Consider the following 24879-nt stretch of genomic DNA (forward strand, 5'->3'; position numbering starts at 1 on the left):
TTGCAGAGACGCTCCAGCTACTCAGACCACGGCAGCAACCAGGGAGGAAGGCGACCATGACGCCTCCACACAACTACCTCGCGGTGATCAAGGTCGTCGGCATCGGGGGCGGCGGCGTCAACGCCGTCAACCGCATGATCGAGCACGGCCTCAAGGGGGTCGAGTTCATCGCGATCAACACCGACGCGCAGGCGCTGCTGATGAGCGACGCGGACGTCAAGCTCGACGTCGGCCGCGATTCCACGCGCGGCCTGGGCGCGGGTGCGGACCCCGACGTGGGCCGCAAGGCCGCCGAGGATGCCAAGGACGAGATCGAGGAGCTCCTCAAGGGCGCCGACATGGTCTTCGTCACCGCTGGTGAGGGTGGTGGCACCGGAACCGGTGGCGCGCCCGTGGTGGCCAGCATCGCCCGCAAGCTGGGTGCGCTGACCATCGGCGTGGTCACCCGGCCGTTCTCCTTCGAGGGCAAGCGCCGCAGCGGCCAGGCCGAGCTCGGTATCGGCTCGCTGCGGGAAAGCTGCGACACCCTGATCGTCATTCCCAACGACCGTCTGCTGCAGATGGGCGACGCCGCGGTATCGCTCATGGACGCGTTCCGCAGCGCTGACGAGGTGCTGCTCAACGGTGTTCAGGGCATCACCGACCTCATCACCACGCCGGGTCTGATCAACGTCGACTTCGCCGACGTGAAGAGCGTCATGTCCGGCGCTGGTAGCGCCCTGATGGGTATCGGGTCTTCCCGTGGCGACGGCAGGGCGCTCAAAGCCGCCGAGACCGCCATCAATTCACCGCTTCTCGAGGCTTCGATGGAAGGTGCTCAGGGCGTGCTGATGTCGATCGCCGGTGGCAGCGACCTGGGTCTGTTCGAGATCAACGAGGCGGCCTCGCTGGTGCAGGAGTCGGCGCACCCCGAAGCCAACATCATCTTCGGAACCGTCATCGACGACTCGCTCGGCGACGAGGTGCGCGTCACCGTCATCGCCGCAGGTTTCGACGCCGGTGGCCCCAGCCGTAAGCCGATCAGCGGCACGGCGGCACCGGGCACCGTAGCCCCCGGGAAGGCCGGTCAGGTCAACGGCTCCAACGGGGCCAGCATCTTCGACACCATCGACGCGCAGAGCCTGCCGCGGGATACCAACGGCTCTACGGTGACGCTCGGTGGCGGCGACGAGGACGATGTCGATGTGCCGCCCTTCATGCGGCGCTGACGGCTTGCTGTCTAACCGACGAACTACCCTCTGACGTATGGGTTTTCGAGTTCGACGTGTCACCACCACCCGGCGCGGTGGCGTGTCACGCGCGCCTTTTGACAGCTTCAACCTCGGCGATCACGTTGGTGACGATCCCGATGCGGTGGCTGCCAACCGGTCACGCCTCGCGGGTGCGCTGGGCTTGCCGGACGATCATCTGATCTGGATGCAGCAGGTTCACGGCGACAACGTGCACCGCGTCGAGGGGCCCGGAACATCGGTTATCCCGGACACCGACGCGTTGTTGACCACCGAACCCGGTATCGCGCTCGCGGTCCTGACCGCGGACTGCGTCCCGGTGCTACTCGCCGATGCGAGCGCGGGAGTCATCGCGGGTGCCCACGCCGGTCGGGTGGGCGCCAAACTCGGCATCGTGCCGCGCACCGTCGAAGCCATGGTGGAAGCGGGTGCGGAGGTCGGGCGTATCTCGGCTTTCCTCGGGCCGGCGGTAAGCGGTCGGTATTACGAGGTGCCAGCCGATATGGCCGCGGATGTCGAGGCGGCACTGCCGGGGAGCCGCACGACGACCGGGGCCGGCACGCCGGGTCTGGATCTGCGGGCCGGAATCGCCCGGCAGTTTTCCGGATTGGGTGTGCGGGCCATCGACATCGATCCGCGCTGCACGGTCGAGGACCCGGATTTGTTCAGTTATCGCCGCGAGCCGCGTACCGGCCGGCTGGCCTCGGTGATCTGGCTCAGTTGATGACGCGCGCCGATGAGCTGAGCACCGCGCTGGATGCGGTGCGCGAGCGAGTCCGCGCTGCCGCCGAGGCCGTTGATCGCGACCCGCAAGAGATTGAACTGCTGCCCGTCACCAAGTTTTTCCCGGCGGCCGACGTCCAGGAGCTGTACTCGTTGGGCTGCCGTGCGTTCGGGGAATCGAGGGATCAAGAGGCTGCCGCCAAGGTGGCGGAGGTAGGCCATGCGGATATCCAATGGCACATGGTGGGCAATCTGCAGCGCAACAAGGCGAAATCAGTTGCCCATTGGGCCTATTCGGTGCATTCGGTGGACAATTCACGGCTGGTGGCCGCGCTGGACACAGCGCGCGCAACGGGGGACAGGAGCGAGCCGCTGCACGTGTACCTCCAGATCAGCCTCGATGGCGATACCGCTCGTGGCGGAGTGGACATCGCTGACGTGGACGGAGTCGACGAGCTGTGCGCGCAGGTGGTCGCCAGCGAGCATCTCGAGCTTGCCGGGTTGATGGCTCTGCCTCCTCGTGAGGCCAATGCCGACCAGGCCTTTCGCCGACTCCAGCAAGAACACGAACGCGTTCGGCGGCGCTATCCGCAGGCGAATCGCTTATCGGCAGGAATGTCCAACGACCTGGAGACCGCCATTAAATATGGGTCCACTTGTGTGCGTGTCGGAACGGCGCTGATGGGGCAACGACCGCTAACGTCACGGTAGATCGTCACTCCAGTCACATTTGCAACACAGCTGTAGAGACCGAGCGAACAACTGAACTCCATATAGCCCACGCACGGAAGGTCACGCGATGAGCACGCTGCACAAGGTCAAGGCCTACTTCGGCATGGCTCCCATGGACGACTACGACGACGAGTACTACGACGACGTCGACGCGCATGCGCCCCGGCGCGCGGCCGTCGAGGATCGCCGGTACCCGCGTCGTGGCGAGCGGTTCGCCGACGATGCCGAGTACGGCTACGACGAGCCCGGCTACCGTTCTGGCGGTCCCGGTGGTTACGCCGAGGAGGATCGCTTTGCCGCCCGCCACCCGGCGCCTCGTGAGTTCGACCGTCCGGCACCGCGTTTGGGCTCATTGAGGGGTAGCGCTCCCACCCGTGGCGCGCTGGCCATGGATCCGCGCCGCGCCGCGATTTTCGAAGAGGGCAGCCCGTTGTCCAAGATCACCACGCTGCGCCCCAAGGACTACAGCGAGGCACGCACCATTGGCGAGCGGTTCCGCGACGGCACCCCGGTCATCATGGACCTGGTGTCGATGGACAACGCAGATGCCAAGCGTGTGGTGGATTTCGCGGCCGGACTCGCGTTCGCGTTGCGCGGTTCGTTCGACAAGGTGGCGACAAAGGTCTTCCTGCTGTCTCCGGCCGATATCGACGTCAGCGCCGAGGAGCGCCGTCGGATCGCCGAGAGCGGCTTCTACTCCTACCAGTAGACCTCTGACGAATTCGGGCGAGAAGATGCAGTTCGCATCTTCTCGCCCGAATTCGCTTTAGTGGCAGGCCTTCACAGGCCGCGGATCATGCGGGTCGTCGGGGTCGGGGTCGCCGAACCAGCGCGAGGGTTCATGTGATCCGTACTGGTCATGCCAGTCCCACCACTCGTACGCGGGGGATTGGGGGTAGCCCGGCGGGGAGTCTTCCCATGTCTCCTGGCGGCCCAGCGCCGTCATGTCGAGGAAGGTCCAGGTGTTGTTGAACGCCTCGTCGCCTCGGTTGTTGATGAAGTAGGTGCGATACACCCGGTCACCGTCGCGGATGAACGCATTGTGTCCGTGCCAGTCGTGCACGCCCAGGTCCCGATCGAATGTGCTCTCGGGAACTATTGTGTACCAAGGGATTTGCCATCCCATCCGGTTCTTGATCCGCTCCAGGTCGGCCTGGGACCCACGCGAGACGTAGACCAGCGTGGTGTCGCGTGCGTTCAGGTGCGCCAGGTTGCCTATGTGGTCGGCCATCAACGAGCAGCCGGTACATCCGTGTGTGGGCCAGTCTCCGGTACCGGGATCGATAAAGGCGCGGTACACGATGAGCTGACGGCGCCCCTGAAACAACTCGAGGAGGTTCACCGGCCCCTGCGGGCCCTCGAACCGATAGGAGACGTCCACCTCGGTCCAGGGCATGCGCCGTCGTTTGGCGGCCAACGCATCACGCGCCCGGGTGAATGCCTTCTCTTCGACGAGCATCTGCCGGTATGCGATGTCCCATTCCGGTGCCGACACGATCGGGGGTGTCTTCATGATGTTGCCTTCTCTATGGTCTCGGCGAGGTGCTTGATTCGCGCCAGTCGGCGATCCCAGGCCGCTCCTACGGCGCTGAGCTGTTCGGCGATGCGGGCGACCTGCTCGCCGTTGGCGCGATACTGCTTCTCCCGTCCCTGGGAGGTTGCGCGGACCAGGCCCGCCTTGTCGAGGACCGCGAGGTGTTTGGTCACGGCCTGGCGGGTGACCGGCAGGCGATCGCTCAATGTCGTGGCCGTCGCCACGCCGTCGTTGAGGATGAGGTCGAAGACCCGCCGCCGGGTCGGATCGCCGACCGCTGCCCACAGCTCGTCGTCGACTACTGCTGTCATGACCGCCCTGCCAGCTCGCTCACACAGGGAGCCAGCCGGGGCAGGTGCTGCGCCCAGCCCTCCTCATGCGACTCGTATTGTTCGACGACCTCCGCCTCGCTGCGACCCTGGTCCCGGAAGCCGACTTCGGTCATGCGCACCCGCGTGCCCGCGCCCGAGGGCGTGAGCTCGAATGTCACCAACAGCGAATTCCCGTCGTTCGCCACGTGCCCTTCTGGATAACACCAACGGAATGAGAACAGCCGCGGCGGCTCCACGTCGACGAGCGTCAGGCCGTAGACATGGACCTCACCGGCTTCCTCGCCGTGAAAGGAGATCTGGCCCCGGGCGCCGGGAGCCGGGGCGAACTCGGCGTCGTCCGGCCACCATTGCTTCATATGTTCCGGGCGGCTGATGACGGAGAAGACGACCTCCGGTGGCGCGTCGATGTACAGCTCGCGCTCGATGCTTTCGTATGACATGCTTCTCCCTACTTGCAACTATCGGTTGCGTTTCAGAATAGAGGCAGATCCGATGATGCGCAACCATGGGTTGCTAGTGGTGGTACCTGTGGCATCGCCCAGGGGTTTCGTTGTGTGACAGGCGGTCCAGTGGGGCCTGCCGGTAGGCTGCGACTGTTGTTACGAGAAGCCCGCGCGTGGTTTTCACGCTTGGTTGGTGAGGGATCCCTTGGCACTGTTTTTTGAGATCATTGGCTATGCGCTTCTGCTTTTTTGTTTGCTGCTGTTCGCACGCATAGTGATCGAGACCATTCAGTCCATTAGCCGCGACTGGCACCCGCGAGGCGCCACGGTGGTGATTCTGGAGCTCATCTTCACGGTCACCGACCCTCCGGTGCGGTTATTGCGTCGCCTCATTCCACCCCTCTCCCTTGGCGCGGTGCGATTCGATTTGTCCATTACTTTGTTGCTTTTGGTCGGATTCTTTGGCATGCGGGTGGCGTTCCTGATGGCCGCTGGCTAAGCCTCCAGCGACGCTGAATTTCGGTATTCAACTCACATCGATCTGGATACGAATGCGCGTCATATCCAAAGCCTCAGAGTATTTTTATGCACGTCAGAGGGATACTTAACAAGCTCTGCTGCGACCGGCGGGTCGGATGTGACAGGATGGACGCCAGTTACAGTGAGACGCCACGTTCGCTTTACACTGCAATACGATTCCAGACGTCGAGACTTGATAGGGGCAGGCAATGCCGCTTACACCAGCTGATGTACATAACGTCGCGTTCAGTAAGCCACCCATCGGTAAGCGCGGATACAACGAGGATGAGGTTGACGCCTTCCTCGACCTGGTGGAGAACGAGCTGGCCCGCCTGATCGAGGAGAACTCGGATCTGCGTCAGCGGGTTCAGGAGCTGGACCAGGAGCTGGTCGAGGCCCGCAAGGGTGGCGGCGCCGCCCCCGTGTACGAGGCGCCCAAGCCCGAGAAGAAGCCGGAGCCCGCTAAGCCCGAGCCCACGCCGGCGCCGGTGGTGGCCGCCGCTCCGGTCGCGGCGTCGACCGAGGAACACCATGTCCGTGCGGCCAAGATTTTGGGCCTGGCGCAGGACACCGCGGACCGTTTGACCGGGAACGCCAAGTCCGAGTCGGAAAAGTTGTTGTCCGATGCTCGCGCAAATGCGGACCAGATTGTCAGCGAGGCCCGTGCCACCGCCGATAAGACGGTCACCGAGGCACGGACCAAGGCCGAGGCGCTACTCTCGGATGCCCAGACCCGTTCCGAGACCCAGCTGCGCCAGGCGCAGGAGAAGGCCGATGCCCTGCAATCCGATGCCGAGCGCAAGCACTCGGAGATCATGGGCACCATCAATCAGCAGCGCACGGTGCTGGAAGGTCGTCTGGAGCAGTTGCGTACATTCGAGCGCGAGTACCGCACCCGGCTCAAGACCTACCTGGAGTCTCAGCTCGAGGAGCTTGGCCAGCGCGGTTCGGCAGCACCCGTCGATGCGGGTGCCTCCAATGAAAACGCATCCAAGGAAGCCGGTTTCGGCCAGTTCAACCGTGGGAACAACTACTGATCTAGATCGGTCTATGCTCGCGGCACGTATGAGGAGTGATTCGCGATGCTGATCGTCGCACTGGTGTTGGCTGCTGTCGGTCTGGCGGCCCTGGTGACTGCGGTAGTCACCAGCAATGAGGTTCTTGCCTTCGTCTGTATCGCCGCGGCCGCCGTCGGCGTGGTGCTCATGATCGTCGACGCGATCCGGGACCGGCATGCCGGTGCACTGGAATCCGACGAGGAGTCCGACCAGGACGCCGATGCGGACGAGAACGAGCCCGAAGGCGCAGATCCCGAGGATCATGCCGTCGACTCTGCCGAGAGCGATGCGAAAGCCGATGCGGCGGAGGCTGATCCAAGCGAGACATCCGTGATCCCGCGGGTCTCGGAGGCGTCGTCCACTGTCGCCGCCGCGGTGAGTCTCAAGGAGGTCGCCACCGCGGCGCACCACCATCCCTCGGCCGAAGAGACCTACGAGCAATTCGACGTCGACGACGATGATGAGGACGAGCCACACCGCTCGTGACCGGACCTTGCCAGATGTCGCGTAGCGCTGTCGTCGGCGTGGCCATCGCCGCGACCCTCACCCTGTCGGCATGCCACGCCGCTGAGCCGGCTGTGGGTAGCCACGAGGATGGCATGACCGGCATTGTCCTGGTGACGGCCCAGACGACTGTCCCGCCGCCTCCTTCATCCGGCACGCTTGGCGAGGAGCCGGACGGGGGAGCGTTGTCCGCTCCGGTCAGCCCATTCGACACCACGTCGCTAGCGGTCATCAGGCTGGACCCTCCGTTGCTGCGCGCGGTCCAGGACGCCGCCAATAGCGCGGTGGCCGACGGTGTGACACTTGTGATCACGTCGGGCTGGCGGTCGCGGGCTTTCCAGCAGCAGCTACTCGATGACGCGGTACAGACATATGGAAGCCTGGCGGTGGCACGGCAGTGGGTGGCCACTCCCGACGAATCGCATCATGTGCAGGGCAAGGCCGTTGACATCGGCCCCGCGTCGGCCTACGGGTGGATGCTGGCCCACAGCACGCAATTCGGCCTGTGCCAGGTCTTCGCCAACGAGAAGTGGCACTACGAGCTCACCGCGGATGTCGAAGGGCAATGCCCGCCGCTGCGTACCAACGCGGCAGGCTGACCCCAGACTCGCTTCTACTTCGGACCGGCTGCGGCCTTGGTGAGCTGTCCTGAGATGGATTCCAGTGCCTGGGTGAGGCTTTGGAAAGGGATTTCGGGGTCGCGTTCGTGGTAGATCGCCGCGATGATGATCGGCAAGGTGACCGCCGCTTCGGGATATTTCGTGACATCCATGCGGGCGGTCGCGTCCTCGACGGGGGTGCCCTGGTCGTAGAGACGGTTGGCTTGCTCGTGTAAGTCCGACCAGAACGCGATGCCGCGATCGATGGCCGCGTCGATCTCGGCACCGACCAGCACTGGACCATGACCGGGCACAACGGTTTTGGCGCCAAAGGTGCGGATACGCTCCAGCGCGGCGATCCAGTTGGGGATCGAACCCGACCAGACGACTTTAACGATGGCGTGGGTCAGTAGGTCACCGGAGAAAAGCACCTTGTGTTCGGGGAGGAAGGCGATCGCGTCTCCGACGGTGTGGGCCGGACCGAGCTCGTGCAACTCGACGTCGAGCTTGCCCACCCGAAGCGCGCTCTCGCCCGAGAACGTGGTGTCCGCGGGCCGGACGCGTACTTCATCGAAGCGGAAGGGCCTGGCCAGTGGGGCCAACACGTGCATATCTGATGACGGGTCGGCGCTGCCGCCCAGGAGCTCGGCGGTCAGATCAGCGTGCTCCTGCACCATGAGCGCACTGGCGGCTTCCGTGGCGATGATCTCGACATCGTTGGCGAATACCTGATTACCGAAGAAGTGGTCGCCGTCGGTGTGCGTGTTGAACACATATCGCACCGGGGCGCTGGCGGTGTGCTGACCGAACACATCACGCATTTCCTGCGCGTGCTGCACATCGTAAAGGGTGTCCACGACCAGTGATTCGCCATCGCTGACCACCAGGCCCGCGTTGGCTAGCCCGAAACCCTCGTCGCCGGAGAGGAAAACGTGTGCGCCTCCGCCGAGTTGGACGAGTCCCTTGTGGAACGCGCAATCCCGTGTCATATCAGTTCTGCCCTTCTTCAGAACGCAATGTGTTCGTGGCGGTCGTGAGGATGTCCTGCGTCGCGCCCTCGCCGTCGGCGGTGATGCCCAGTGTCTTGAGGAAGAGTGCTGTCATTACGTAATGCCCGGTGAGCAGCACGATTTCGGCGATTTCGTTGTCTGAGTAGAACTTCTGGACGGCGTCGGTAGTCGCCGGTGGGCCCGCGATCCCGGCAAGGAGTTCGTCGACGAAACCGATGAGCGCAGCGAGGCGCTCATCGCCGAACGAGTCCGCTCCGGACACCACAGCGTCGATCACCCCGGTCGGCACTCCGACTCGCTGTGCCTCGGGAGCATGGTGGTGTATCTCGTACTGCGCGCGCGTGACCGCACCGACACGCAAGATGACCAATTCTCTGGTCTCGGGGGACAATCCGCCGTCCCTGAAGGAGAGGCCCAGCGTGAGATAGGGCTTGGCACTGTTTTTCGTCATCACCAGGCCGCGGGTCAGATTGGCGGGGAACAGCTCGAATGCTTCCCGTTGCGCGGGGCTCAAATCGGCCACCGTCGGCAGAACGACGCTCATGGATTTCCTTTCCTCGGGCAGTCCTTGCGGCAAGGGCCCTACAATAAGAAACGGATCGTATCTTGTATGGGTTGATCGTATCACGCGTAAGATACGCAACGTGTCTACTGGAGGCGTGAAGGAAAGCGCAGAAGCGTCGCCGGCCGATGGCGGCACACGGCGGCGGGACGAAGCGCTGATGTCGGCAATCCGCGACGCGACGTACGCGGAGCTGAAGGAGCACGGCTATTCCGGGGTCACTTTTGAGGGTGTGGCCCGTCGTGCCAAGACCAGCAAGCCGGTGCTGTACCGCCGTTACCGATCTCGCGCGCAGATGGTCGCCGATGCGCTGCCGACACTGCGATACCCACCTGCCCGGCTCGCGTCGGCCAGCTCCCTGCGTGAAGACGTGTTGGCACTGTTGGGGGCCTTGCTCCGGGAGCTGCAGCGCATCGGGATTGGGAACTATCGCTGCCTATTGGCGGAGGCCGACGACGAGTTGGCCGAAGAAATGACCACAGCAATCGCCGGATGGGTCGACCAAACAGTGCTGCAGGCGTTGGCGGAGGCTCGCGAGCGCGGTGAGATCGGCGCGGAAGACATCCCATTGCCTGTTGCGACAAGCATTCTCGCGCTCATGCGCCATGAGTTGTTTTTCGCCCGCCAGCAGTTTGACGACGACAAGCTCGCGGAGCTGTTCGACACCGTCTATCTGCCGTTGATCAATCTCACGTCGCGCGGCGGCTAGAAAAGCGGCTTCGCTCGTTTCAGTCGTGTGTGTCCGAGGGGGGACTTGAACCCCCACGCCCGTTAATAGGGCACTAGCACCTCAAGCTAGCGCGTCTGCCATTCCGCCACTCGGACCTCTTGCTGGGCCGATAACGGCCCGTGGTTGCCGTCATAGGCTAGCGGAAACCCTGCACAAGGCCCAAACCGGTTGCCCGAGCCCGGTGTGCAGCGTCCGACGATGGTAGGAAAGGTAGTTGTGACTTCTGCGAAACCGGCGCCCGAGGACGAGGTCGTCGAACTGGTCAGCACGCTGATCCGTTTCGACACCTCTAACACCGGAGAGCTGGAGACCACCAAGGGCGAGGCCGAATGCGCCCGGTGGATCCAGCAGCAGCTGGAAGAGGTCGGATACACCTGTGAGTACGTCGAGGCGGGCGCGCCCGGCCGTGGAAACCTCTTCGCGCGGCTGGCCGGGGCCGACAGGGGGCGCGGCGCTCTGCTCATCCACGGCCATCTGGACGTGGTTCCCGCTGAGGCTGCCGACTGGAGCGTGCACCCGTTCTCCGGCGCGGTGACCGACGGCTACGTGTGGGGACGTGGCGCCGTCGACATGAAGGACATGGTCGGCATGATGGTGGCCATCGCCCGGCACTTCAAACGATCGGGGACGGTCCCACCGCGCGATCTCGTCTGGGCATTCGTCTCTGATGAGGAGAACGGCGGCAAGTGGGGCTCTCAGTGGCTCGTCGACAATCGCCCCGACCTGTTCGAGGGAGTCACCGAGGCCATCGGAGAGGTGGGCGGCTTCTCGCTCACCGTGCCACGCAAGGAAGGCGGTGAGCGGCGCCTGTACTTGCTGGAGACGGCGGAGAAGGGCATCGCGTGGATGCGGTTGACCGCCAAGGCGCGGGCCGGCCACGGCTCCATGGTGCATGAGGACAACGCCGTCACGGCGGTCGCCGAAGCCGTCGCCAAGCTTGGTCGGCATCGGTTCCCGTTGGTGCTGACCGAAGCGGTCACTCAGTTCCTTGCCGCGGTCGCCGAGGAGACCGGTTACGACTTCGACCCGGACTCACCGGATCTGGAGGGCACTGTCGCCAAGTTGGGCTCGATCGGCAAGATCGTCGGCGCGACCCTGCGTGATACCGCCAACCCGACCATGCTCAAGGCCGGATACAAGGCGAATGTCATTCCGGCGACCGCCGAGGCCGTCATCGATTGCCGGGTGCTGCCCGGACGGCTGGAGGCCTTCGAGCGTGAGGTCGACGAGATCATCGGGCCCGACGTCGAACGCGAATGGGTGCAGTTACTCCCCGCCTACGAGACGACGTTCGACGGCGACCTTGTCGATGCGATGAATGCCGCGGTGCTCGAATTCGATCCCGAAGCCCGCACTGTGCCGTACATGCTTTCCGGCGGTACTGATGCAAAGGCATTCGCCCGGTTGGGTATTCGATGCTTCGGTTTTGCGCCGTTGAAGCTGCCGCCCGAACTGGATTTCGCTTCGTTGTTCCATGGTGTCGACGAGCGCGTGCCGGTCGACGCATTGACTTTCGGTACCAAGGTTCTTCAGCACTTCCTGCTCAACCACTGATCACGACCGATTGAAAGGACGCCCAGATGGCCTCTCCGTACGACTCCTTGCCGCAGCTGCCGACCTTCACCCTGACATCCGCCAGCGTCGCCGATGGACAGCCACTCGGCATCGAGCAGGTGAGCGGAATCATGGGCGCTGGGGGACAGGACGTCTCGCCCGAGCTGAGCTGGTCCGGATTCCCCGAGGAAACGCAGAGCTTCGCCATCACGGTGTACGACCCCGACGCCCCCACCGGTTCAGGTTTTTGGCACTGGGCGGTCGCGAACCTGCCCGCCACGACGACGCAGCTACCCGCCGGTGTGGGCAACGGAAGCGACTTGCCGGGGGATGCGATCACCTTGGCCAATGACGCGAGCCTCAAGCGGTACATCGGGGCCGCACCGCCCGCCGGTCATGGACCGCACCGGTATTACATCGCCGTGCACGCCGTGGGTGTGCCGAAGCTGGAGCTGCCGGACAGTGCCACTCCGGCGTATCTGGGCTTCAACCTGTTTGGGCACGCGATCGCCCGCGCCGTCATCCACGGCACCTACGAGCAGCACTAGCTGCCTCGCGGGGGTCGGCTAGGAGGCGGAGCCAACCGCCTCCTGCAGGCTGCCGAATCCGCCGTCGCGCAGGCGTTGGGCGATCCCGTCGTGAATCCGCTTGGCGTAGAAGCCACCCCCGTAGATGAAACCGGTGTAACCCTGCAGCAGTGAGGCCCCGGCGGTGATCCGTGCCCAGGCGTCGTCGGCATCCTCGATGCCGCCGACGCTGATCAGCACCAGGCGGTCTCCCACTCGTCGGTGTAGCCGTCGCAGCACTTCGAGGGACCGGGTGGCTACCGGTGGCCCGGAAACGCCGCCGGCACCCAGGCCGTCGACCCCCGGCGTCTTCAAGCCCGCACGGCTGATGGTGGTGTTGGTGGCGACGATCCCGGCCAGGCCCAGTTCCGCTGCCAAATCTGCGATCTCGTCGATATCGGCATCGGATAGATCGGGGGCGATCTTCACGAGCACCGGGGTGGTGGTCTCCTCCAGCACCGCCGAAAGGATCTTGCGCAGCTCGCCGATGGCTTGAAGGTCGCGTAGCCCAGGGGTGTTGGGGGAGCTCACATTGACCACCAGGAAGTCGGCGGCGGGCCCCACCAATCGCGCGCTGACCCGGTAGTCCGAGGACGCGAAGGCGCCCTCCACGATCTTCGATTTGCCGATGTTGGCGCCGATGGGCACCGAGGCCTTTCGCGTCGCCAACCGGGGCGCGAGTGCTGCCGCACCGTGGTTGTTGAAGCCCATCCGGTTGAGCAGGCCACGGTCGGCGGCGAGCCGGAACAGCCGGGGCTTCGGATTGCCCGGTTGGGCGATCGCGGTCACCGTGCCGACCTCGGCATAGCCGAAGCCGAGCGGACCCCACACCTTGAGCCCCTCGCCGTCCTTGTCGAATCCCGCGGCCAAACCCAAGGGGGCGGGGAAGTACACCCCGAATACCTCGCTGGCCAGGATGGGATCGGACGGCGCGCACAGACGATTCATCAGCCGGCGCGTCGGAGCGAAGGCCGCCGCGGCACGCAACGATGCGAACACCAGGGTATGTACACGTTCGGGCGGCACCACGAAAAACAGCCGCAATAGGATGGAGTACAGCATCACATCACCGGAGCCGTGAACGGTCCGCCGACCACATTTCCACGTATCTTCTTGCGGCGTAACAGGACTCGACGACTTCCATCGGTATAGAGTCGCACCCGGGTCAGCTCCCAGCCGCCGAACTCGGCCTGAATCGAGAGCCGGAGTGATGCGGTGATCCTGGTGATTTCCGGAGGTAGCCGCAGTGGGTAGTAGTCGTACTCGTCATCGGGTTCGCTCTCCCAGCCCGAGGGAAAGCTGCTGCGCGCGGCGCGGCTCATGCCGCGTTCCTGATATCGATCGCCTGTAACCCGTCGCCCGCGCCGGATGCCACAAACAGCGTGGATCCGTCGCTGACCAGTGAATTAGGTTGCCGCACAGTCGCGAATCGGGCCCTTTCCTCGGGGATGCCAGTAGATAAATCGTAGCCAATAACCGTGTTGGACGCCGTCTGCGACACCCAGATGAGCTTGGGGGAGTACGCCAGCCCGTAGGGGGCGCCGGGAACCGGGTAACGCTGGCGCAGGATGAGCGAATCGGCGAGCCCGAATACCAGCAGAGCGCCGCCGCGGGTATCGGCTACCAGCAGACGCCCCTTGTCGTCGGCGAGCATTGTTGTCGCCCCCTCGCCTGCCCGGAGGGCATGTGCGGTGCCGTCCCCGGCTTGGGTCAGGGTGGTTACCGAGCTCTGTGCGCGGTCCAGTACGGCGACGGTGTTGCCTTGGTAGGCAAGGGAATCGATATGGGCGAAGCCCTTTGCGCGAGCGGCCACCCGGTTCTGGGCGTCGAGGGTGTAGACCGAGCCGTCGGTGCTGCCCAGCACGATCCGGCCGTCGGGGCGACGGGTGATGGCCGAGAACTCGGTCGTGCCGGCGCTCGGGATGTCGATCTTGTCCACGCGTCCCGAGGCGATGTTGACGGTGAAGTAGCCGCCCGCGGTGGCCAGGTAAAGCGTGCCGTGGTCATCGCCAACGGCCGCGGTCGCCGGCGAGGGGAGCGTGACCGTGTGACGGGGCGCATCGAGATTGTCTCGAGTGAACAGGGTCACTGTCCGGCCGTCTTCGGTCAGAACTGACACCGTGTTGCTCGACGTGTCGAACAACACGGTGCGGGATCGACCGGTGAATCGGTGCACCGTTCCGGCCGGTGCCGTCGCGACGGGGGGTGACTGCGCTGCAGAGGCCGGGGTGATGACGGCTGGATCGGCGGGACTGCCCGCATCATCGCCAGATGAGCAGCCCGATACGGCGCCCGTGACCACCGTGATGACTGCTGTTAGCGCGGCGACAGTGCCCCTTATACCGCGCATGGCGCGGCCCGGTAAACGATTCATTGCGTCCATCATCGCAATCGACCTGGGGTTGCCGGGCAGGAGATGACTTTCTCGGCGCGTTCGGTGCTAGCAGTCGGTAGCTGAGGGCTATCGTGAGGGCTATGACGCTTGCCGACAGTCCGGTCTTCACCGTCGAGGTCCTCGTGACGGGCGTGCACGCGAATGGATTTGGTGAGGTGGGCGATGGTCGTAGCTTCGCTTTCCGCATCGAGGATTCGTTGCTGCGTGTCGAGATCTACCGAGCCTTCCTTACCGAGCTGGTTCCCGATGACAGCGATGTGGTGGCGGTGGGAACCCGTCCGATCACCGATATCGATGTCACCGATGAACGCAGCATCATTGCGGCGGTGCGTGATCTGGTCGCTGACGCGCAGCCGGTGAGCATCAGCCGCCTCGCCCGGCTGCTGGCCGGCTAGGGCGATTCGCCGGCGCGTCCAGTACGGTCGCTGTCGTGGATTCGGCAGTGGCGGCAATGTCCTGGTTGCAAGTGATCGTGCTGGCGGTGGTCCAGGGACTCACCGAATTTCTGCCGATCTCGTCGTCGGGCCATCTGGCCATCGTGTCGCGAGTGTTTTTCAGTGACGATGCGGGTGCGTCTTTCACCGCGGTGACCCAGTTGGGTACCGAGGCGGCGGTTTTGCTCTACTTCGCCAAAGATATCTGGCGCATCCTTCGTGCCTGGTTTGATGGACTTTTCGTCAAGGCGCACAGAACTTTTGACTACTGGATGGGCTGGTACGTGATCGTCGGCACCATGCCCATCGGAGTGCTGGGCCTGTTGTTCAAGGACCAAATTCGTTCCGGTGCAAGAAATTTGTGGCTAATCTCGGCTTCGCTCATCGTCTTCGCACTGGTCATCGCCGCCGCCGAATACTATGGCCGTCAGGTGCGCCACACCGAGCAATTGACCATGAAAGACGCCGTGATCGTGGGCAGTGCACAGGCATTGGCGCTCATACCCGGTGTCTCCCGGTCGGGCGCCACGATTAGTGCGGGATTGTTCCTCGGACTGGACAGGCCTGCCTCCGCTCGATTCGGATTCTTGCTGGCGATACCGGCGGTGCTGGCCTCCGGGCTGTTCTCGCTTCCGGACGCCTTCCATCCGGTGACCGAGGGCATGAGTGCGACGGGCCTGCAGTTATTGGTCGCCACCCTGATCGCTTTTGTCATCGGGTACGCGGCAGTCGCCTGGTTGCTGCGCTTCATCAGTAACCACAGCATGTACTGGTTCGTCGGATATCGCGTGGTGGTGGGCCTGACGGTGATGGGTCTGCTGGCCGCCGGGGTAGTGAGCGCATCGTGACGGTCATTCTCTTACGCCACGGGCGTTCCACTTCGAATGTCGCGCACACTCTCGCGGGCCGCAGCCCGGGTGTCGAGCTCGACGAGAAGGGTCGGGTCCAGGCGCGCGGCGTGGTCGACCGCCTGGGTGCGGTGACGATTGCGGCGATCATCACCTCGCCGCTGCTGCGGTGCGAGCAGACCGTGGCGCCGTTGGCGGCGGCGCTGAATCTGACGCCAACGGTCGAGGATCGGTTGGTGGAGGTGGATTACGGCGACTGGACCGGCCGTGAGATCAAGGAGCTGTTGTCCGAACCGCTGTGGAAGGTCGTCCAGCAGCAGCCCAGCGCCGCGCGATTCCCGGGCGGCGAGGGGCTGGCGCAGGTTCAGGCACGGGCGGTGGCGGCTGTCCGTGAGCACGACCGGCGGCTATCCGAGGAGCACGGCGGTGACTGCATCTGGGTCGCGTGCACTCACGGAGATGTCATCAAGTCGGTACTGGCCGATGCGCTCGGCACCCACCTGGACGCGTTCCAGCGCATCGTGGCCGATCCCGCGTCGATGAGCGTCGTGCGTTACACCGAGCTGCGGCCTTTTGTTGTACACATGAACCACACCGGCCCTGACCTGTCCAGCGCCCTGAGTGCCGGGCCGCCCGCGAAGCCCGCCGGAGCGGCGTCCGATGCTCCGGTGGGTGGCACAACCGATTAGAACCCTTCGCACGAGGGGTTCATCGACCGGTAGTTTTGGAGACACCATGCCCCGATCGATTCATGTATTCCGCAGCCCGGACCGTTTCGTTGCCGGAACGGTCGGGGAACCCGGGAATCGCACGTTTTACCTACAGGCCGTCCACGAGAGCCGGATCGTCAGCGTGATGCTGGAGAAGCAGCAGGTGTCGGTGCTGGCCGAGCGCATCGGAACGCTGCTGTCGGAGGTTCATCGCCGGTTCGGGACGGAGATCCCGCCCGAGCCCGATGTGGTCGAGGATCTCAACCCGTTGGTGATGCCCGTGGACGCCGAGTTCCGGGTCGGCACGATGGGGTTGGGCTGGGATGCCGAGGCCAACTCGGTGGTTGTCGAACTGCTCGCGGTGAGCGAGCAGGAATTCGACGCCTCCGTGGTGCTCGACGATTCCGACGACGGTCCGGATGCTGTTCGGGTGTTCCTCTCGCTGGAAGCGGCGCGCCAATTCGCGACACGCTCCACCAGAGTCGTTTCCGCAGGCCGGCCACCGTGTCCGCTGTGTGAGGAACCGCTTGACCCGGCCGGGCATATCTGCGTCCGCACCAACGGCTATCGCCGGGGGACGGTGCCCGGGGCGGCAGATGACGCCGAGTCCTGACGATGTGGGGCCCGGCGCTAGTCCCGAGGATCACGCCGCGATCCGTGATGGCGAACTCACCGTCATCGGCCGCATTCGCTCGGCGAGCAATGCCACTTTCCTATGCGAGGTGCCGGGCACGTCGGGGGACAGCGTGCACTGTGTGTACAAGCCAGTGCGGGGCGAGCGGCCGCTCTGGGATTTCCCGGACGGCACTCTGGCTGGTCGCGAGGTGGCGACGTACCTGATATCGGCCGAGTTGGGCTGGAATGTGGTGCCGTATACGGTTTTTCGAGATGGTCCGGCGGGCGTTGGCATGGTGCAACGGTGGATCCACGAGCCGGAGCTGGGCGAGGGGGCACTCGATCTGGTCGATATCTGTCTGCCGCAGGCGGTGCCGCAGGACTACTTGCCGATCCTGCGTGCACTGGACGCGGATGGCGCCGAGATCGTGCTGGTGCACGCCGATGACGCCTTGCTGCGTCGGATGGCGGTGTTCGACACCTTGGTGAACAACGCCGATCGCAAGGGCGGCCACATTCTGCGGGGTGCCGATGGTGGTGTCTACGGGGTCGATCATGGGATCTGTCTGCACAGCGAGGACAAGCTGCGGACCGTTCTGTGGGGTTGGGCGGGTAAACCCGTGGAGCCGGAATTGCTCGACGATGTGACTCGCCTGGAGGAATCGCTGCGCGGCGATCTGGGCGCCGCGCTCGCGGCCCACATCACCACGGCCGAGGTGGCCGCGGTGCGCCAACGCGCGGTGATGACGCTGAATGAACCGGTGATGCCGATGCCTGATCGCAATAGACCCATACCGTGGCCCGCCTTTTGATTGTCGATCGTCTAGCCTGGTCGGCAAGCATGATGTTCCGGGAAGGGACGGGCAAAAGGGGGCGCTGACGTGACGGGACCGCACGACCCGTATCAGCAGGGACAGGCCGGGCGGTGGGGTGCGCCGGAGGGTTCGGCTCAGGGGTACTGGCAGGCGCCGCAGCCGACGGCTCCGTACGGTTATGCGCCGGCGGATTACCCGGACGATTCGATCGGTCGCCTCTATGACGGGGTTCCGCAGGACTACGCGGTTCCCCCGATGTATCCGGGGCTCCCGGGGCAAGATCCCTTCGGATCGCAGAAACAGTCCAGACCGTGGATTCTGATCGCCTCGATCGCGGGCGCGGTCGTCGTGGTGCTGGCGGTGGTGTTGGTCGTGATTCTCAACCGGGACAGCGCTCCGCGTCAGTCGGTCAGCGCGCCGACCACCACGGTGTCCTATGCGACTCCCGAATTACCCACGGCGGGTGGTGAACCCACCTATCAGACTCCGACTGCGCAGCCGCCCCGTACGCCGATGGCGCCACCCCAGATGCCTGTGCCGCCCCCTGCGCCGACGGGCCCACCCAAGGCTCCGGGGCAGGTCGCGGTGGTCGGGGACTGCATCGCGTTGGCCGCGCCTTCGGACTACAAGGCGGTTGCCTGTACCGATCCCAAGGCCGCCTGGCGTGTCATTGAGGTCGTTCCCGGTGGCAAGTGCAGGCAGACATATACCGGATTCACAGCTGGCGATTTCTCGTATTGCATTGCGCCGCAACTGCGTATCGGCTCCTGCTATCAGACCGCGGTGGTGATGGGAAGCACCGTATTCGTCGCTGCGGATTCCTGCCAGGCGCCGAAGGCGTTCATGGTGTTGTTCGTGATTCCCGGAACGAAGGAGTCATCGCAATGCAAGGGCAAGCCCGGCGTCGTGCATTCCTTCGCGTTCCCTGATCCGCCGATGGCGATCTGTACGGGTGAATTCGCCCCGTGATCTTGAAATCTGGGATCGATCGACTTAAGGAAAAACGCATTCCACCAGCGCGAACGAGATAATAAGATCGTCTTCTCATCAGAGGGGACCTCATGATCACAAACTTTCGCCGGTTTTGGGCTGCCGGGATTCTTGCTGCTTCGCTTGTTGGGGCGGTCGGCTTTGCCGCGCCCGCACGTGCTGATGGCGAGGTCGAGTTTCTGCAGATGTTGAATGACACGACACCGGGCACTGCGATCTTTGGTGGTGCTTCCGCTCGATACCTTGCCAGCGGATATCGCGCCTGTGACGCGTTGAGAGCGGGGTCCTCGAAGGAGGATGCGATTGCCGCCGCCACAGTGTTTCCGGGCATCCAACCTCGGTGGGAAGTGGCGTCGATCGTCGATATCGCTCCGAAGACCTTGTGCCCTGACGTCAAGCACTGACGTCTAGCGCGGGGGCCCGTTCTCGACGCGTGCACGCAACGCGGCCAGCGGATCGTTGTGCTCGGTGTGCCAGTCCGAGTCCAGGTACCAGGTGTAGCCGCCGTTGCGCAGAGTCGCGATCTTCTCTCGGGTGGCGTCGAGATCCTTCCAATCGGTGGTGGTCTCGTGCACCACGTCATATGCGCCGGTGCACCCCAATTCGCCTCGTAGCGAGTGAATCTCACGCGCCGAATCCAGCCAGCCGGCCAACGGCGGATTGAGGTCGAACTGTCCATCGGCGGTGGTGATGTTCGGCAACAGCCCGTCACAGCGGGCGGCGCGGGACATGGACCTGAGAGCCCCGTTCAAACCCACGCACCAGGTCGTGATGCGGGGCACTTGTACCGGGGGATCGGGGACCATGTGCGTCGTCGGTGTCACCAGGTAGTGCTTGCCCTCATAACTGAACGGTTGGCCGGCCCATAGACCGAATAGGATGTCGAGGCCCTCGTCCAGCAGTTCGGCGCGGGTCTTGCGGCCCTGATCGCGCTCGAAGGCCAGCCAATTGTCATGCAGCGCACCCATTCCCACCGACAGGATGACACGGCCTCCGGATAACCGGTCCAGCGTCGCTGTGGTGGACGCCAGATCCCACGGCTTGCGGCGCGACAGCGGAGTGAGCATGGTGCCGAGTTTGATGCGGGTGGTGCGCATCGCCGCCGCGGTCAACGCCACCCACGCGTCGACACCCCACACCGGCTCCCAGCCGAAGATCGCGTCCCAGCCCGCTTCCTCTGCCAGCACGGCCAGCTCTGCGACATCGCCGGCGTCTCCCGTTGTCAGGACGATTCCATACTGCATGGCGACGGGCATGCGCGTGAGTATGCCGAGGAGGTCAGACAAATCCGGATCGGGTAATACTGACCGGGTGACTCTTTCCGATGCCGCGCTTGCCGCAGAACTTGCTCACGAAGCCGGACAGCTGCTCTTGCAGGTGCGTGCCGAGCTTGGGTTCGACGACCCGAAGGGGCTGGGGGCGGCCGGTGACAAGCGTGCCAACGCGCTGCTGCTGGAGCGGTTGGCGGCCGAACGGCCTGCGGACTCGGTGCTCTCCGAGGAGGCCGTCGACGACAAGACCCGCCTCGACGCACAGCGGGTCTGGATCATCGACCCGCTCGACGGGACCCGCGAGTTCGGGATCGAGGGCCGCGACGACTGGGCGGTGCACGTCGCGCTGTGGCAGGCCGACGATCACGGAGGGGCGATCACCGACGCAGCGGTGGCGCTGCCCGGCCTGGATACCGTGTTCCGCACCGACGAGACCCGGGTGACCCCTTCGGCGCGGGCTGACTCGGATCCGATCCGGGTGGTCGTCAGTGCCAGCCGGGCGCCGAAGTTCCTCACCGATATGGCCGAGCGGCTCAACATGGAGCTCATTCCGATGGGGTCGGCCGGGGCCAAGGCCATGGCGGTGGTACGCGGTGAAGCCGATGCCTATCTTCACGGTGGTGGTCAATGGGAATGGGACTCCGCGGCCCCGGCCGGGGTGGTGCTGGCGGCCGGTCTGCACGCCTCCCGGCTCGACGGGTCCCCGCTGCGGTACAACGAGCCGCATCCGTATCTGCCGGATCTCGTCATGTGCAGGGCCGATTTGGCGCCGTTGCTGTTGGATGCGGTCGCCGGGCGCGCCTAACCGCCCAATAAGCTGTGCGCATGCAGTCATGGGCGTCGCCGCCAGTTCCTGAGCTCGACGGTCGTGGTCCGCAGCTGCGGCTGTACGACACCGCCGATCGTCAGGTGCGGCCGGTGACGCCATCGTCCGGTCCGGGTTCCAGTGCGACCATGTACGTGTGTGGCATCACGCCCTATGACGCCACTCATCTGGGTCACGCCGCAACGTATCTCACGTTCGACCTGATCTACCGGCAATGGCTCGACGCGGGCCTGGATGTGCATTACGTACAAAACGTCACCGATATCGACGATCCGCTCTTCGAACGTGCCGACCGGGACGGCATCGATTGGCGCGAGCTGGGGGACCGGGAAACCGACTTGTTCCGGGGCGACATGACCGCGCTGCGGGTGCTGGCACCCCGGGAGTATGTGCGCGCCACCGAGTCGATTGCCTGCATCATCGAACTCGTCGAGAAGATGCTGGCTTCGGGCGCCGCATATGTCGCGGACGATCCCGAGTATCCGGACGTCTACTTCCGGGTCGACGCTACCGAGCAGTTCGGCTATGAGTCGGGATACGACATCGAGACCATGTCGCGGTTGTTCGCCGAACGCGGCGGGGATCCGGACCGGCCCGGCAAGGCCAACGAACTTGACGCTCTGCTCTGGCGCGCGGCACGGCCGGGAGAGCCGAGCTGGGAGGCTTCGTTTGGATCGGGCCGTCCGGGCTGGCATGTCGAGTGCTCGGCGATCGTGCTGCGCGAGCTCGGTGCCGGTATCGACATCCAGGGCGGCGGCAGCGATCTGATTTTCCCGCACCACGAATACAGTGCCGCGCACGCTGAAGCCGTTACGGCGCAACGCCGTTTTGCGCGACACTATGTGCACGCCGGGATGATCGGCTGGGACGGACACAAGATGTCCAAGAGCCGGGGGAACCTGGTGAAGGTTTCTGTGCTGACCGCCGAGGGCGTGGATCCGGCGGCCATCAGGCTCGGGTTGTTGGCCGGCCACTATCGCGCCGACCGGTCCTGGAGTGATGCCGTGCTCTCCGACGCGCAGGCCCGGTTGGCCCGCTGGCGCCACGCGGTGGCACTGCCCGCCGCGCCGAGCGCCCGCGATGTGGTGTCTCGAGTGCGGCGTTATCTCGCCGATGATCTCGATACGCCGAAAGCAATTGCTGCACTGGACAACTGGGTGACCGACGCGTTGGCCTACGGTGGACATGATGCTGCGGCCGGCGCGCACGTGGGTCATGCGGTGGATGCCCTGCTGGGAGTGCAGCTGTAGCGTCGGGCCATGGGTTCAACGCTGAACAATATCGCCGGCAAGACGGTCATGATCACCGGCGGCGCCGGCGGCATCGGGGTGGAAGTCGCACACAGATTGCACGCCAAGGGTGCCAACCTTGTGCTCACCGATCTGGACGAGACCAAGCTTGCGGCAGTTGCCGACGATCTGGGCCGGGATCGAGTACTGGTGGCGGTGGCCGACGTGTGCGATCTGGCAGCGCTGGAAGGGGCCGTCGCCCAGGCGGTCGAGCGATTCGGCGGCATCGATGTGGTGCTGGCGAACGCGGGCCTGCTGACGTTCGGCTCGGTGCTGCAGGTGGACCCTGCGACCTTCAAGAAGCTGATCGATGTCAACGTGCTCGGGGTGTTTCACACGGTGCGCGCAGCCTTGCCCTCGGTGATCGAGCGGAAGGGGTATGTGCTCATCGTGTCGTCTCTGGCCGCCTATGCGGCGGCACCGGGGGTCACGGCATACAACGCCTCCAAGGCTGCGGTCGAACACTTCGCGAACGCGCTGCGTCTGGAGGTGGCGCATCGGGGCGTTGACGTGGGATCGGCACACATGTCGTGGATCGACACCTCGATGGTGAACGACCAGAAGGCCAACCTGTCGGCGTTCTCGGAGATGCTGACCCGGCTGCCACCGCCATTGAGAACCGTTACGTCTGTCGAAGCGTGTGGCAAGGCCTTCGTCAAGGGCATCGAAAAACGGCGTCGACGGATTAACTGCCCCGGCTGGGTGGGGGTGACCCGCTGGCTCAAGCCGGTGTTGTCGACGTCGCTCGGCGAATTGCCCATGCGGGGCATGATTCCGGAGATCCTGCCCCGTATGGACGCCGAGGTGGCCGCTGTGCAGCGTGCCGCCCGTGGTGAAACCGGCGAGGCCTGACACACGCACCCGGCTGATACCCACTACGGGTATGGGGTGTGGGTGTACGGTGAAGTGATGGCACCCGGCGGTGAACGCGCAGCGCTGCGCGCGGGCTTGGGCATGGCATTGGTGATGTTGCGGGCCCTGCTGATCATCGCGGTCGTGCTGGTGCCGGTGCTGAAGTGTCCCGTGGCACGGGACACGGCCGCTGGAACCACGGGCGCGTCGGTCGCATCTGTTCACCTCGCTGAGGTGCCGTATGCACTCGCTTCTCTGCCCGGTGCCGAGGATCATCACGATTGCTACCCGCTGCCCGCGGTCATCGCGGCGGCGTCCGGCGTGTTCTCGGGGTGGGTCATCGCGCTCACGGTCGTGGCGTTCGTGGCACTCGCGGTGTACGCGATGTGGCGCCCAACGGCGCACGGTCCGCCGCGGGGGCAGCCCCATTTGTTGTTGCGTGACGGCATTGATCGTCTTATGCATTTTTGCGTGGCGCGGCGCTGAGCGCTTTCTGTATCCCCGCCGGCGACCACCGCTAGCGTCCGAAAGCACGCCCCATCGCCTCGTGGGGGCGACGTGCTGGCATTTCGCCAATCATGCATGACTCCAACACCTTTCAGATAAGGACACGATTATCGTGGCTACATCATCTTTGGCTGCGCCGCGCGCAGTTGCCGGTCGCCTCGGTGGATCGGCATTGGCGGCCGGGTTCGCCGCCATCGCATTGGCAGTGCCTGCTTCCGCGGGTCCGACGCAACCCGGGCCGCAGGCGCCGGGTAACGCCCAGGCCCTGATTGCCGCATTGAAGCTCCGTGGAGATCAGGTCATCATCAACCGCAGTGGGCCGCTCATGCCGCTGTCGCAATGCACCGCAACCTCGGTACGGGTCGGTCGGCACATTTACGACCAGGTGCCGCAGCGCAAGGGTCCGACAAAGCGCCAGCTGGCCTCCCACGTCATGTACGTGACCGTGCAGTGCTAGGGAACATCGTGTACCGCAACATTTTTCCTTGTCGGTCCATCCTGGCGGCAACAATCCTTGTGGCGGGGCTGGCAGTCGCCACATCTGCGGCCGCCTCGGCCGGTCCGGCGTCATCCGATGCGCTGCAGGTCATCACGCAGTTGCAACGCCAAGGTGACAAGGTCGTCGTCCGGCGCACGGGCGACAAACCGCTGCAGATGTGCGCCGTGACATCGGTGCGCGAAGGAGAGTCCCAGTACTGGTGGACTCAGCCTCGCATCGCCGACCCCAACCGCGCGAAACGTGCCAACGGGGTAGGGACACAGCTGATATACCGCACCGTGTACGTCGACGTTCAATGTTGATCAGTTCCCGGATGCTGCGCACTGCGGTGGGCGTCGTTATGGCGGCGGTCCTTGTCGTGCTTGTGTTGCCGTGTGCGGCGATGCACCGCGACGTGAAGGCTGCGGCCATTTCGCTTCACCATGCTGTCGCGGCTAGGTCCTCTCAGCAGCTCACCGATGTTGCGGCCCGGCGGCATGATCACATCGGGCAGGCTCAGGCCTTCTTATGCACCTTCGTCGGCGAGGTCGTTACCGCAATGGCCATGCCCGCCGCGGCGCGTCTGCTGTGGTTGGTCGCGGCCGTGATCGTCGTCTGCGTGTTGGCCTCTGTGATCTGTCCACCGGTGACTCGGGGTCCGCCGCCACATACCGAAGCCGCAACAACAGTCAGCGGTCGCACCCTCATCCATCGCCTCTGCGTATTGCGGCGCTGATCCCGGCCGAGCCGGGTT

Annotated in this window: 34 protein-coding genes and 1 tRNA gene; 25 read left to right on the forward strand and 10 right to left on the reverse strand. The window is 64.7% G+C overall.

The annotated features are described in order from the left end of the window. Positions 1–56 precede the first annotated feature (56 nt). The 4 genes from ftsZ to BB28_RS10195 all read left to right on the forward strand — a co-directional run bounded on the left by ftsZ (position 57) and on the right by BB28_RS10195 (position 3393). Positions 57–1208 carry a cell division protein FtsZ gene (gene ftsZ, locus BB28_RS10180; RefSeq protein ID WP_046253421.1) on the forward strand — a complete coding sequence of 384 codons (1152 nt, stop codon included), beginning with the start codon at positions 57–59 and terminating at the stop codon, positions 1206–1208. 37 nt (positions 1209–1245) lie between these two features. Continuing rightward, positions 1246–1953 (forward strand): peptidoglycan editing factor PgeF, encoded by a 708-nt coding sequence (pgeF, locus tag BB28_RS10185; protein WP_046253422.1) that lies wholly within the window; start codon positions 1246–1248, stop codon positions 1951–1953. Beyond that, the gene (locus tag BB28_RS10190) at positions 1953–2663 is read left to right on the forward strand and encodes a YggS family pyridoxal phosphate-dependent enzyme (protein WP_046253423.1); all 711 of its coding nucleotides are present in this window, start codon (positions 1953–1955) and stop codon (positions 2661–2663) included. The genes pgeF and BB28_RS10190 overlap by 1 nt, the downstream gene beginning before the upstream one ends. Positions 2664–2751: 88 nt before the next feature. Next, positions 2752–3393 (forward strand): cell division protein SepF, encoded by a 642-nt coding sequence (locus BB28_RS10195; RefSeq protein WP_046253424.1) that lies wholly within the window; start codon positions 2752–2754, stop codon positions 3391–3393. 57 nt (positions 3394–3450) lie between these two features. Here the strand turns inward: BB28_RS10195 and BB28_RS10200 are convergent, their stop codons facing one another. Genes BB28_RS10200 through BB28_RS10210 form a run of 3 tightly spaced genes read right to left on the reverse strand, consistent with a single transcriptional unit; the run spans position 3451 to position 4990 of the window. Next, positions 3451–4197 carry a DUF899 domain-containing protein gene (locus BB28_RS10200; RefSeq protein WP_046253425.1) on the reverse strand — a complete coding sequence of 249 codons (747 nt, stop codon included), beginning with the start codon at positions 4195–4197 and terminating at the stop codon, positions 3451–3453. Then, positions 4194–4529 (reverse strand): ArsR/SmtB family transcription factor, encoded by a 336-nt coding sequence (locus BB28_RS10205; RefSeq protein WP_046253426.1) that lies wholly within the window; start codon positions 4527–4529, stop codon positions 4194–4196. The genes BB28_RS10200 and BB28_RS10205 overlap by 4 nt, the downstream gene beginning before the upstream one ends. Then, a complete protein-coding gene (locus tag BB28_RS10210; RefSeq protein WP_046253427.1) occupies positions 4526–4990 on the reverse strand; it encodes an SRPBCC family protein in 465 nt (154 codons plus the stop codon). The genes BB28_RS10205 and BB28_RS10210 overlap by 4 nt, the downstream gene beginning before the upstream one ends. A 208-nt stretch (positions 4991–5198) precedes the next feature. Between BB28_RS10210 and BB28_RS10215 the strand changes: the two genes are divergently transcribed. The 4 genes from BB28_RS10215 (at position 5199) to BB28_RS10230 (ending at position 7673) form a co-directional block, all read left to right on the forward strand. After that, positions 5199–5492 carry a YggT family protein gene (locus tag BB28_RS10215; RefSeq protein ID WP_030095510.1) on the forward strand — a complete coding sequence of 98 codons (294 nt, stop codon included), beginning with the start codon at positions 5199–5201 and terminating at the stop codon, positions 5490–5492. A gap of 229 nt (positions 5493–5721) precedes the next feature. Continuing rightward, on the forward strand, positions 5722–6549 hold the full coding sequence (wag31, locus tag BB28_RS10220) for a DivIVA-like cell division protein Wag31 (protein WP_046253428.1): 828 nt from the start codon (positions 5722–5724) through the stop codon (positions 6547–6549). A 45-nt stretch (positions 6550–6594) separates the two neighbouring features. Continuing rightward, the gene (locus BB28_RS10225) at positions 6595–7056 is read left to right on the forward strand and encodes a hypothetical protein (protein WP_046253429.1); all 462 of its coding nucleotides are present in this window, start codon (positions 6595–6597) and stop codon (positions 7054–7056) included. A gap of 14 nt (positions 7057–7070) precedes the next feature. Next, complete coding sequence (locus BB28_RS10230; RefSeq protein WP_046253430.1) at positions 7071–7673, forward strand: M15 family metallopeptidase; 603 nt, start codon at positions 7071–7073, stop codon at positions 7671–7673. Between the two features lie 14 nt (positions 7674–7687). On the opposite strand, the gene BB28_RS10235 is transcribed toward BB28_RS10230, so the two are convergent. Both BB28_RS10235 and BB28_RS10240 read right to left on the reverse strand, forming a co-directional pair. Beyond that, positions 7688–8662 carry an MBL fold metallo-hydrolase gene (locus tag BB28_RS10235; RefSeq protein WP_046253431.1) on the reverse strand — a complete coding sequence of 325 codons (975 nt, stop codon included), beginning with the start codon at positions 8660–8662 and terminating at the stop codon, positions 7688–7690. 1 nt (position 8663) lies between these two features. Continuing rightward, positions 8664–9227, reverse strand: coding sequence for a carboxymuconolactone decarboxylase family protein (locus BB28_RS10240; RefSeq protein ID WP_046253432.1), 564 nt, complete (start codon positions 9225–9227; stop codon positions 8664–8666). Between the two features lie 178 nt (positions 9228–9405). Between BB28_RS10240 and BB28_RS10245 the strand changes: the two genes are divergently transcribed. After that, positions 9406–9954, forward strand: coding sequence for a TetR/AcrR family transcriptional regulator (locus BB28_RS10245; protein ID WP_046255723.1), 549 nt, complete (start codon positions 9406–9408; stop codon positions 9952–9954). Positions 9955–9984: 30 nt separating this feature from the next. On the opposite strand, the gene BB28_RS10250 is transcribed toward BB28_RS10245, so the two are convergent. Beyond that, a tRNA-Leu gene (locus tag BB28_RS10250) sits at positions 9985–10070 on the reverse strand. Between the two features lie 103 nt (positions 10071–10173). Between BB28_RS10250 and BB28_RS10255 the strand changes: the two genes are divergently transcribed. Next, positions 10174–11529, forward strand: a complete 1356-nt coding sequence (locus BB28_RS10255; RefSeq protein ID WP_046253433.1) for a M20/M25/M40 family metallo-hydrolase — start codon at positions 10174–10176, stop codon at positions 11527–11529. Between the two features lie 26 nt (positions 11530–11555). Then, the gene (locus tag BB28_RS10260; protein WP_046253434.1) at positions 11556–12077 is read left to right on the forward strand and encodes a YbhB/YbcL family Raf kinase inhibitor-like protein; all 522 of its coding nucleotides are present in this window, start codon (positions 11556–11558) and stop codon (positions 12075–12077) included. An 18-nt stretch (positions 12078–12095) separates the two neighbouring features. On the opposite strand, the gene BB28_RS10265 is transcribed toward BB28_RS10260, so the two are convergent. The 3 genes from BB28_RS10265 to BB28_RS10275 are packed head-to-tail and all read right to left on the reverse strand — an operon-like array spanning position 12096 to position 14481. Further along, positions 12096–13157: a quinone-dependent dihydroorotate dehydrogenase gene (locus BB28_RS10265; protein WP_046253435.1), complete on the reverse strand. Its 1062-nt coding sequence runs from the start codon at positions 13155–13157 to the stop codon at positions 12096–12098. Further along, the gene (locus BB28_RS10270; protein ID WP_046253436.1) at positions 13157–13417 is read right to left on the reverse strand and encodes a DUF5703 family protein; all 261 of its coding nucleotides are present in this window, start codon (positions 13415–13417) and stop codon (positions 13157–13159) included. Before BB28_RS10270 ends, BB28_RS10265 begins: the two co-directional genes overlap by 1 nt. Next, the gene (locus tag BB28_RS10275) at positions 13414–14481 is read right to left on the reverse strand and encodes a YncE family protein (RefSeq protein WP_046253437.1); all 1068 of its coding nucleotides are present in this window, start codon (positions 14479–14481) and stop codon (positions 13414–13416) included. Before BB28_RS10275 ends, BB28_RS10270 begins: the two co-directional genes overlap by 4 nt. An 89-nt stretch (positions 14482–14570) precedes the next feature. Between BB28_RS10275 and BB28_RS10280 the strand changes: the two genes are divergently transcribed. The 7 genes from BB28_RS10280 (at position 14571) to BB28_RS10310 (ending at position 19306) form a co-directional block, all read left to right on the forward strand. Then, on the forward strand, positions 14571–14885 hold the full coding sequence (locus tag BB28_RS10280; RefSeq protein ID WP_046253438.1) for a hypothetical protein: 315 nt from the start codon (positions 14571–14573) through the stop codon (positions 14883–14885). 56 nt (positions 14886–14941) lie between these two features. Continuing rightward, positions 14942–15772: an undecaprenyl-diphosphate phosphatase gene (locus BB28_RS10285; RefSeq protein ID WP_046253439.1), complete on the forward strand. Its 831-nt coding sequence runs from the start codon at positions 14942–14944 to the stop codon at positions 15770–15772. Next, positions 15769–16461, forward strand: a complete 693-nt coding sequence (locus tag BB28_RS10290) for a histidine phosphatase family protein (RefSeq protein WP_046253440.1) — start codon at positions 15769–15771, stop codon at positions 16459–16461. Before BB28_RS10285 ends, BB28_RS10290 begins: the two co-directional genes overlap by 4 nt. Positions 16462–16507: 46 nt before the next feature. After that, the gene (locus BB28_RS10295) at positions 16508–17095 is read left to right on the forward strand and encodes a DUF3090 domain-containing protein (RefSeq protein WP_046253441.1); all 588 of its coding nucleotides are present in this window, start codon (positions 16508–16510) and stop codon (positions 17093–17095) included. Then, positions 17079–17909 (forward strand): SCO1664 family protein, encoded by an 831-nt coding sequence (locus tag BB28_RS10300; protein WP_046253442.1) that lies wholly within the window; start codon positions 17079–17081, stop codon positions 17907–17909. Before BB28_RS10295 ends, BB28_RS10300 begins: the two co-directional genes overlap by 17 nt. Positions 17910–17978: 69 nt before the next feature. After that, a complete protein-coding gene (locus tag BB28_RS10305) occupies positions 17979–18881 on the forward strand; it encodes an LppU/SCO3897 family protein (protein ID WP_046253443.1) in 903 nt (300 codons plus the stop codon). 92 nt (positions 18882–18973) lie between these two features. Continuing rightward, positions 18974–19306, forward strand: a complete 333-nt coding sequence (locus BB28_RS10310; protein WP_046253444.1) for a DUF732 domain-containing protein — start codon at positions 18974–18976, stop codon at positions 19304–19306. Between the two features lie 3 nt (positions 19307–19309). Here BB28_RS10310 and BB28_RS10315 read toward each other — a convergent pair whose 3' ends face one another. Further along, positions 19310–20146 (reverse strand): LLM class flavin-dependent oxidoreductase, encoded by an 837-nt coding sequence (locus tag BB28_RS10315; RefSeq protein WP_046255724.1) that lies wholly within the window; start codon positions 20144–20146, stop codon positions 19310–19312. A 67-nt stretch (positions 20147–20213) separates the two neighbouring features. On the opposite strand from BB28_RS10315, the gene BB28_RS10320 reads away from it, so the two are divergent. The 7 genes from BB28_RS10320 (at position 20214) to lpqS (ending at position 24861) form a co-directional block, all read left to right on the forward strand. Next, the gene (locus BB28_RS10320; RefSeq protein ID WP_046253445.1) at positions 20214–20978 is read left to right on the forward strand and encodes a 3'(2'),5'-bisphosphate nucleotidase CysQ; all 765 of its coding nucleotides are present in this window, start codon (positions 20214–20216) and stop codon (positions 20976–20978) included. A 20-nt stretch (positions 20979–20998) separates the two neighbouring features. Then, on the forward strand, positions 20999–22249 hold the full coding sequence (mshC, locus tag BB28_RS10325; RefSeq protein WP_046253446.1) for a cysteine--1-D-myo-inosityl 2-amino-2-deoxy-alpha-D-glucopyranoside ligase: 1251 nt from the start codon (positions 20999–21001) through the stop codon (positions 22247–22249). Positions 22250–22258: 9 nt separating this feature from the next. Further along, complete coding sequence (locus BB28_RS10330) at positions 22259–23140, forward strand: SDR family oxidoreductase (protein WP_046253447.1); 882 nt, start codon at positions 22259–22261, stop codon at positions 23138–23140. A gap of 57 nt (positions 23141–23197) precedes the next feature. Next, a complete protein-coding gene (locus BB28_RS10335) occupies positions 23198–23626 on the forward strand; it encodes a hypothetical protein (protein ID WP_126315393.1) in 429 nt (142 codons plus the stop codon). 133 nt (positions 23627–23759) lie between these two features. Then, positions 23760–24104, forward strand: coding sequence for a hypothetical protein (locus BB28_RS10340; protein WP_419894514.1), 345 nt, complete (start codon positions 23760–23762; stop codon positions 24102–24104). An 8-nt stretch (positions 24105–24112) separates the two neighbouring features. After that, a complete protein-coding gene (locus BB28_RS10345; protein ID WP_046255725.1) occupies positions 24113–24448 on the forward strand; it encodes a hypothetical protein in 336 nt (111 codons plus the stop codon). After that, positions 24442–24861 carry a putative copper homeostasis (lipo)protein LpqS gene (lpqS, locus tag BB28_RS10350; RefSeq protein WP_046253450.1) on the forward strand — a complete coding sequence of 140 codons (420 nt, stop codon included), beginning with the start codon at positions 24442–24444 and terminating at the stop codon, positions 24859–24861. The genes BB28_RS10345 and lpqS overlap by 7 nt, the downstream gene beginning before the upstream one ends. Positions 24862–24879: the final 18 nt, after the last annotated feature.

Source organism: Mycobacteroides chelonae CCUG 47445 (assembly GCF_001632805.1).
In the GTDB taxonomy this organism is placed as follows: Bacteria; Actinomycetota; Actinomycetes; order Mycobacteriales; family Mycobacteriaceae; genus Mycobacterium; species Mycobacterium chelonae.

Coding starts and splice junctions, on each gene's coding strand:
- BB28_RS10285 (WP_046253439.1), top strand. CDS start 14,942: ATGTCCTGGTTGCAAGTGATCGTGCTGGCGGTGGTCCAGGGACTCACC.
- BB28_RS10210 (WP_046253427.1), bottom strand. CDS start 4,990: ATGTCATACGAAAGCATCGAGCGCGAGCTGTACATCGACGCGCCACCG.
- BB28_RS10225 (WP_046253429.1), top strand. CDS start 6,595: ATGCTGATCGTCGCACTGGTGTTGGCTGCTGTCGGTCTGGCGGCCCTG.
- BB28_RS10270 (WP_046253436.1), bottom strand. CDS start 13,417: ATGAGCCGCGCCGCGCGCAGCAGCTTTCCCTCGGGCTGGGAGAGCGAA.
- BB28_RS10240 (WP_046253432.1), bottom strand. CDS start 9,227: ATGAGCGTCGTTCTGCCGACGGTGGCCGATTTGAGCCCCGCGCAACGG.
- BB28_RS10230 (WP_046253430.1), top strand. CDS start 7,071: ATGTCGCGTAGCGCTGTCGTCGGCGTGGCCATCGCCGCGACCCTCACC.
- BB28_RS10310 (WP_046253444.1), top strand. CDS start 18,974: ATGATCACAAACTTTCGCCGGTTTTGGGCTGCCGGGATTCTTGCTGCT.
- BB28_RS10205 (WP_046253426.1), bottom strand. CDS start 4,529: ATGACAGCAGTAGTCGACGACGAGCTGTGGGCAGCGGTCGGCGATCCG.
- BB28_RS10315 (WP_046255724.1), bottom strand. CDS start 20,146: ATGCAGTATGGAATCGTCCTGACAACGGGAGACGCCGGCGATGTCGCA.
- pgeF (WP_046253422.1), top strand. CDS start 1,246: ATGGGTTTTCGAGTTCGACGTGTCACCACCACCCGGCGCGGTGGCGTG.
- ftsZ (WP_046253421.1), top strand. CDS start 57: ATGACGCCTCCACACAACTACCTCGCGGTGATCAAGGTCGTCGGCATC.
- BB28_RS10275 (WP_046253437.1), bottom strand. CDS start 14,481: ATGATGGACGCAATGAATCGTTTACCGGGCCGCGCCATGCGCGGTATA.
- lpqS (WP_046253450.1), top strand. CDS start 24,442: ATGTTGATCAGTTCCCGGATGCTGCGCACTGCGGTGGGCGTCGTTATG.
- BB28_RS10190 (WP_046253423.1), top strand. CDS start 1,953: ATGACGCGCGCCGATGAGCTGAGCACCGCGCTGGATGCGGTGCGCGAG.
- BB28_RS10335 (WP_126315393.1), top strand. CDS start 23,198: ATGGCACCCGGCGGTGAACGCGCAGCGCTGCGCGCGGGCTTGGGCATG.
- BB28_RS10200 (WP_046253425.1), bottom strand. CDS start 4,197: ATGAAGACACCCCCGATCGTGTCGGCACCGGAATGGGACATCGCATAC.
- BB28_RS10295 (WP_046253441.1), top strand. CDS start 16,508: ATGCCCCGATCGATTCATGTATTCCGCAGCCCGGACCGTTTCGTTGCC.
- BB28_RS10255 (WP_046253433.1), top strand. CDS start 10,174: ATGGTAGGAAAGGTAGTTGTGACTTCTGCGAAACCGGCGCCCGAGGAC.
- wag31 (WP_046253428.1), top strand. CDS start 5,722: ATGCCGCTTACACCAGCTGATGTACATAACGTCGCGTTCAGTAAGCCA.
- mshC (WP_046253446.1), top strand. CDS start 20,999: ATGCAGTCATGGGCGTCGCCGCCAGTTCCTGAGCTCGACGGTCGTGGT.
- BB28_RS10330 (WP_046253447.1), top strand. CDS start 22,259: ATGGGTTCAACGCTGAACAATATCGCCGGCAAGACGGTCATGATCACC.
- BB28_RS10245 (WP_046255723.1), top strand. CDS start 9,406: ATGTCGGCAATCCGCGACGCGACGTACGCGGAGCTGAAGGAGCACGGC.
- BB28_RS10300 (WP_046253442.1), top strand. CDS start 17,079: ATGACGCCGAGTCCTGACGATGTGGGGCCCGGCGCTAGTCCCGAGGAT.
- BB28_RS10265 (WP_046253435.1), bottom strand. CDS start 13,157: ATGCTGTACTCCATCCTATTGCGGCTGTTTTTCGTGGTGCCGCCCGAA.
- BB28_RS10195 (WP_046253424.1), top strand. CDS start 2,752: ATGAGCACGCTGCACAAGGTCAAGGCCTACTTCGGCATGGCTCCCATG.
- BB28_RS10280 (WP_046253438.1), top strand. CDS start 14,571: ATGACGCTTGCCGACAGTCCGGTCTTCACCGTCGAGGTCCTCGTGACG.
- BB28_RS10235 (WP_046253431.1), bottom strand. CDS start 8,662: ATGACACGGGATTGCGCGTTCCACAAGGGACTCGTCCAACTCGGCGGA.
- BB28_RS10260 (WP_046253434.1), top strand. CDS start 11,556: ATGGCCTCTCCGTACGACTCCTTGCCGCAGCTGCCGACCTTCACCCTG.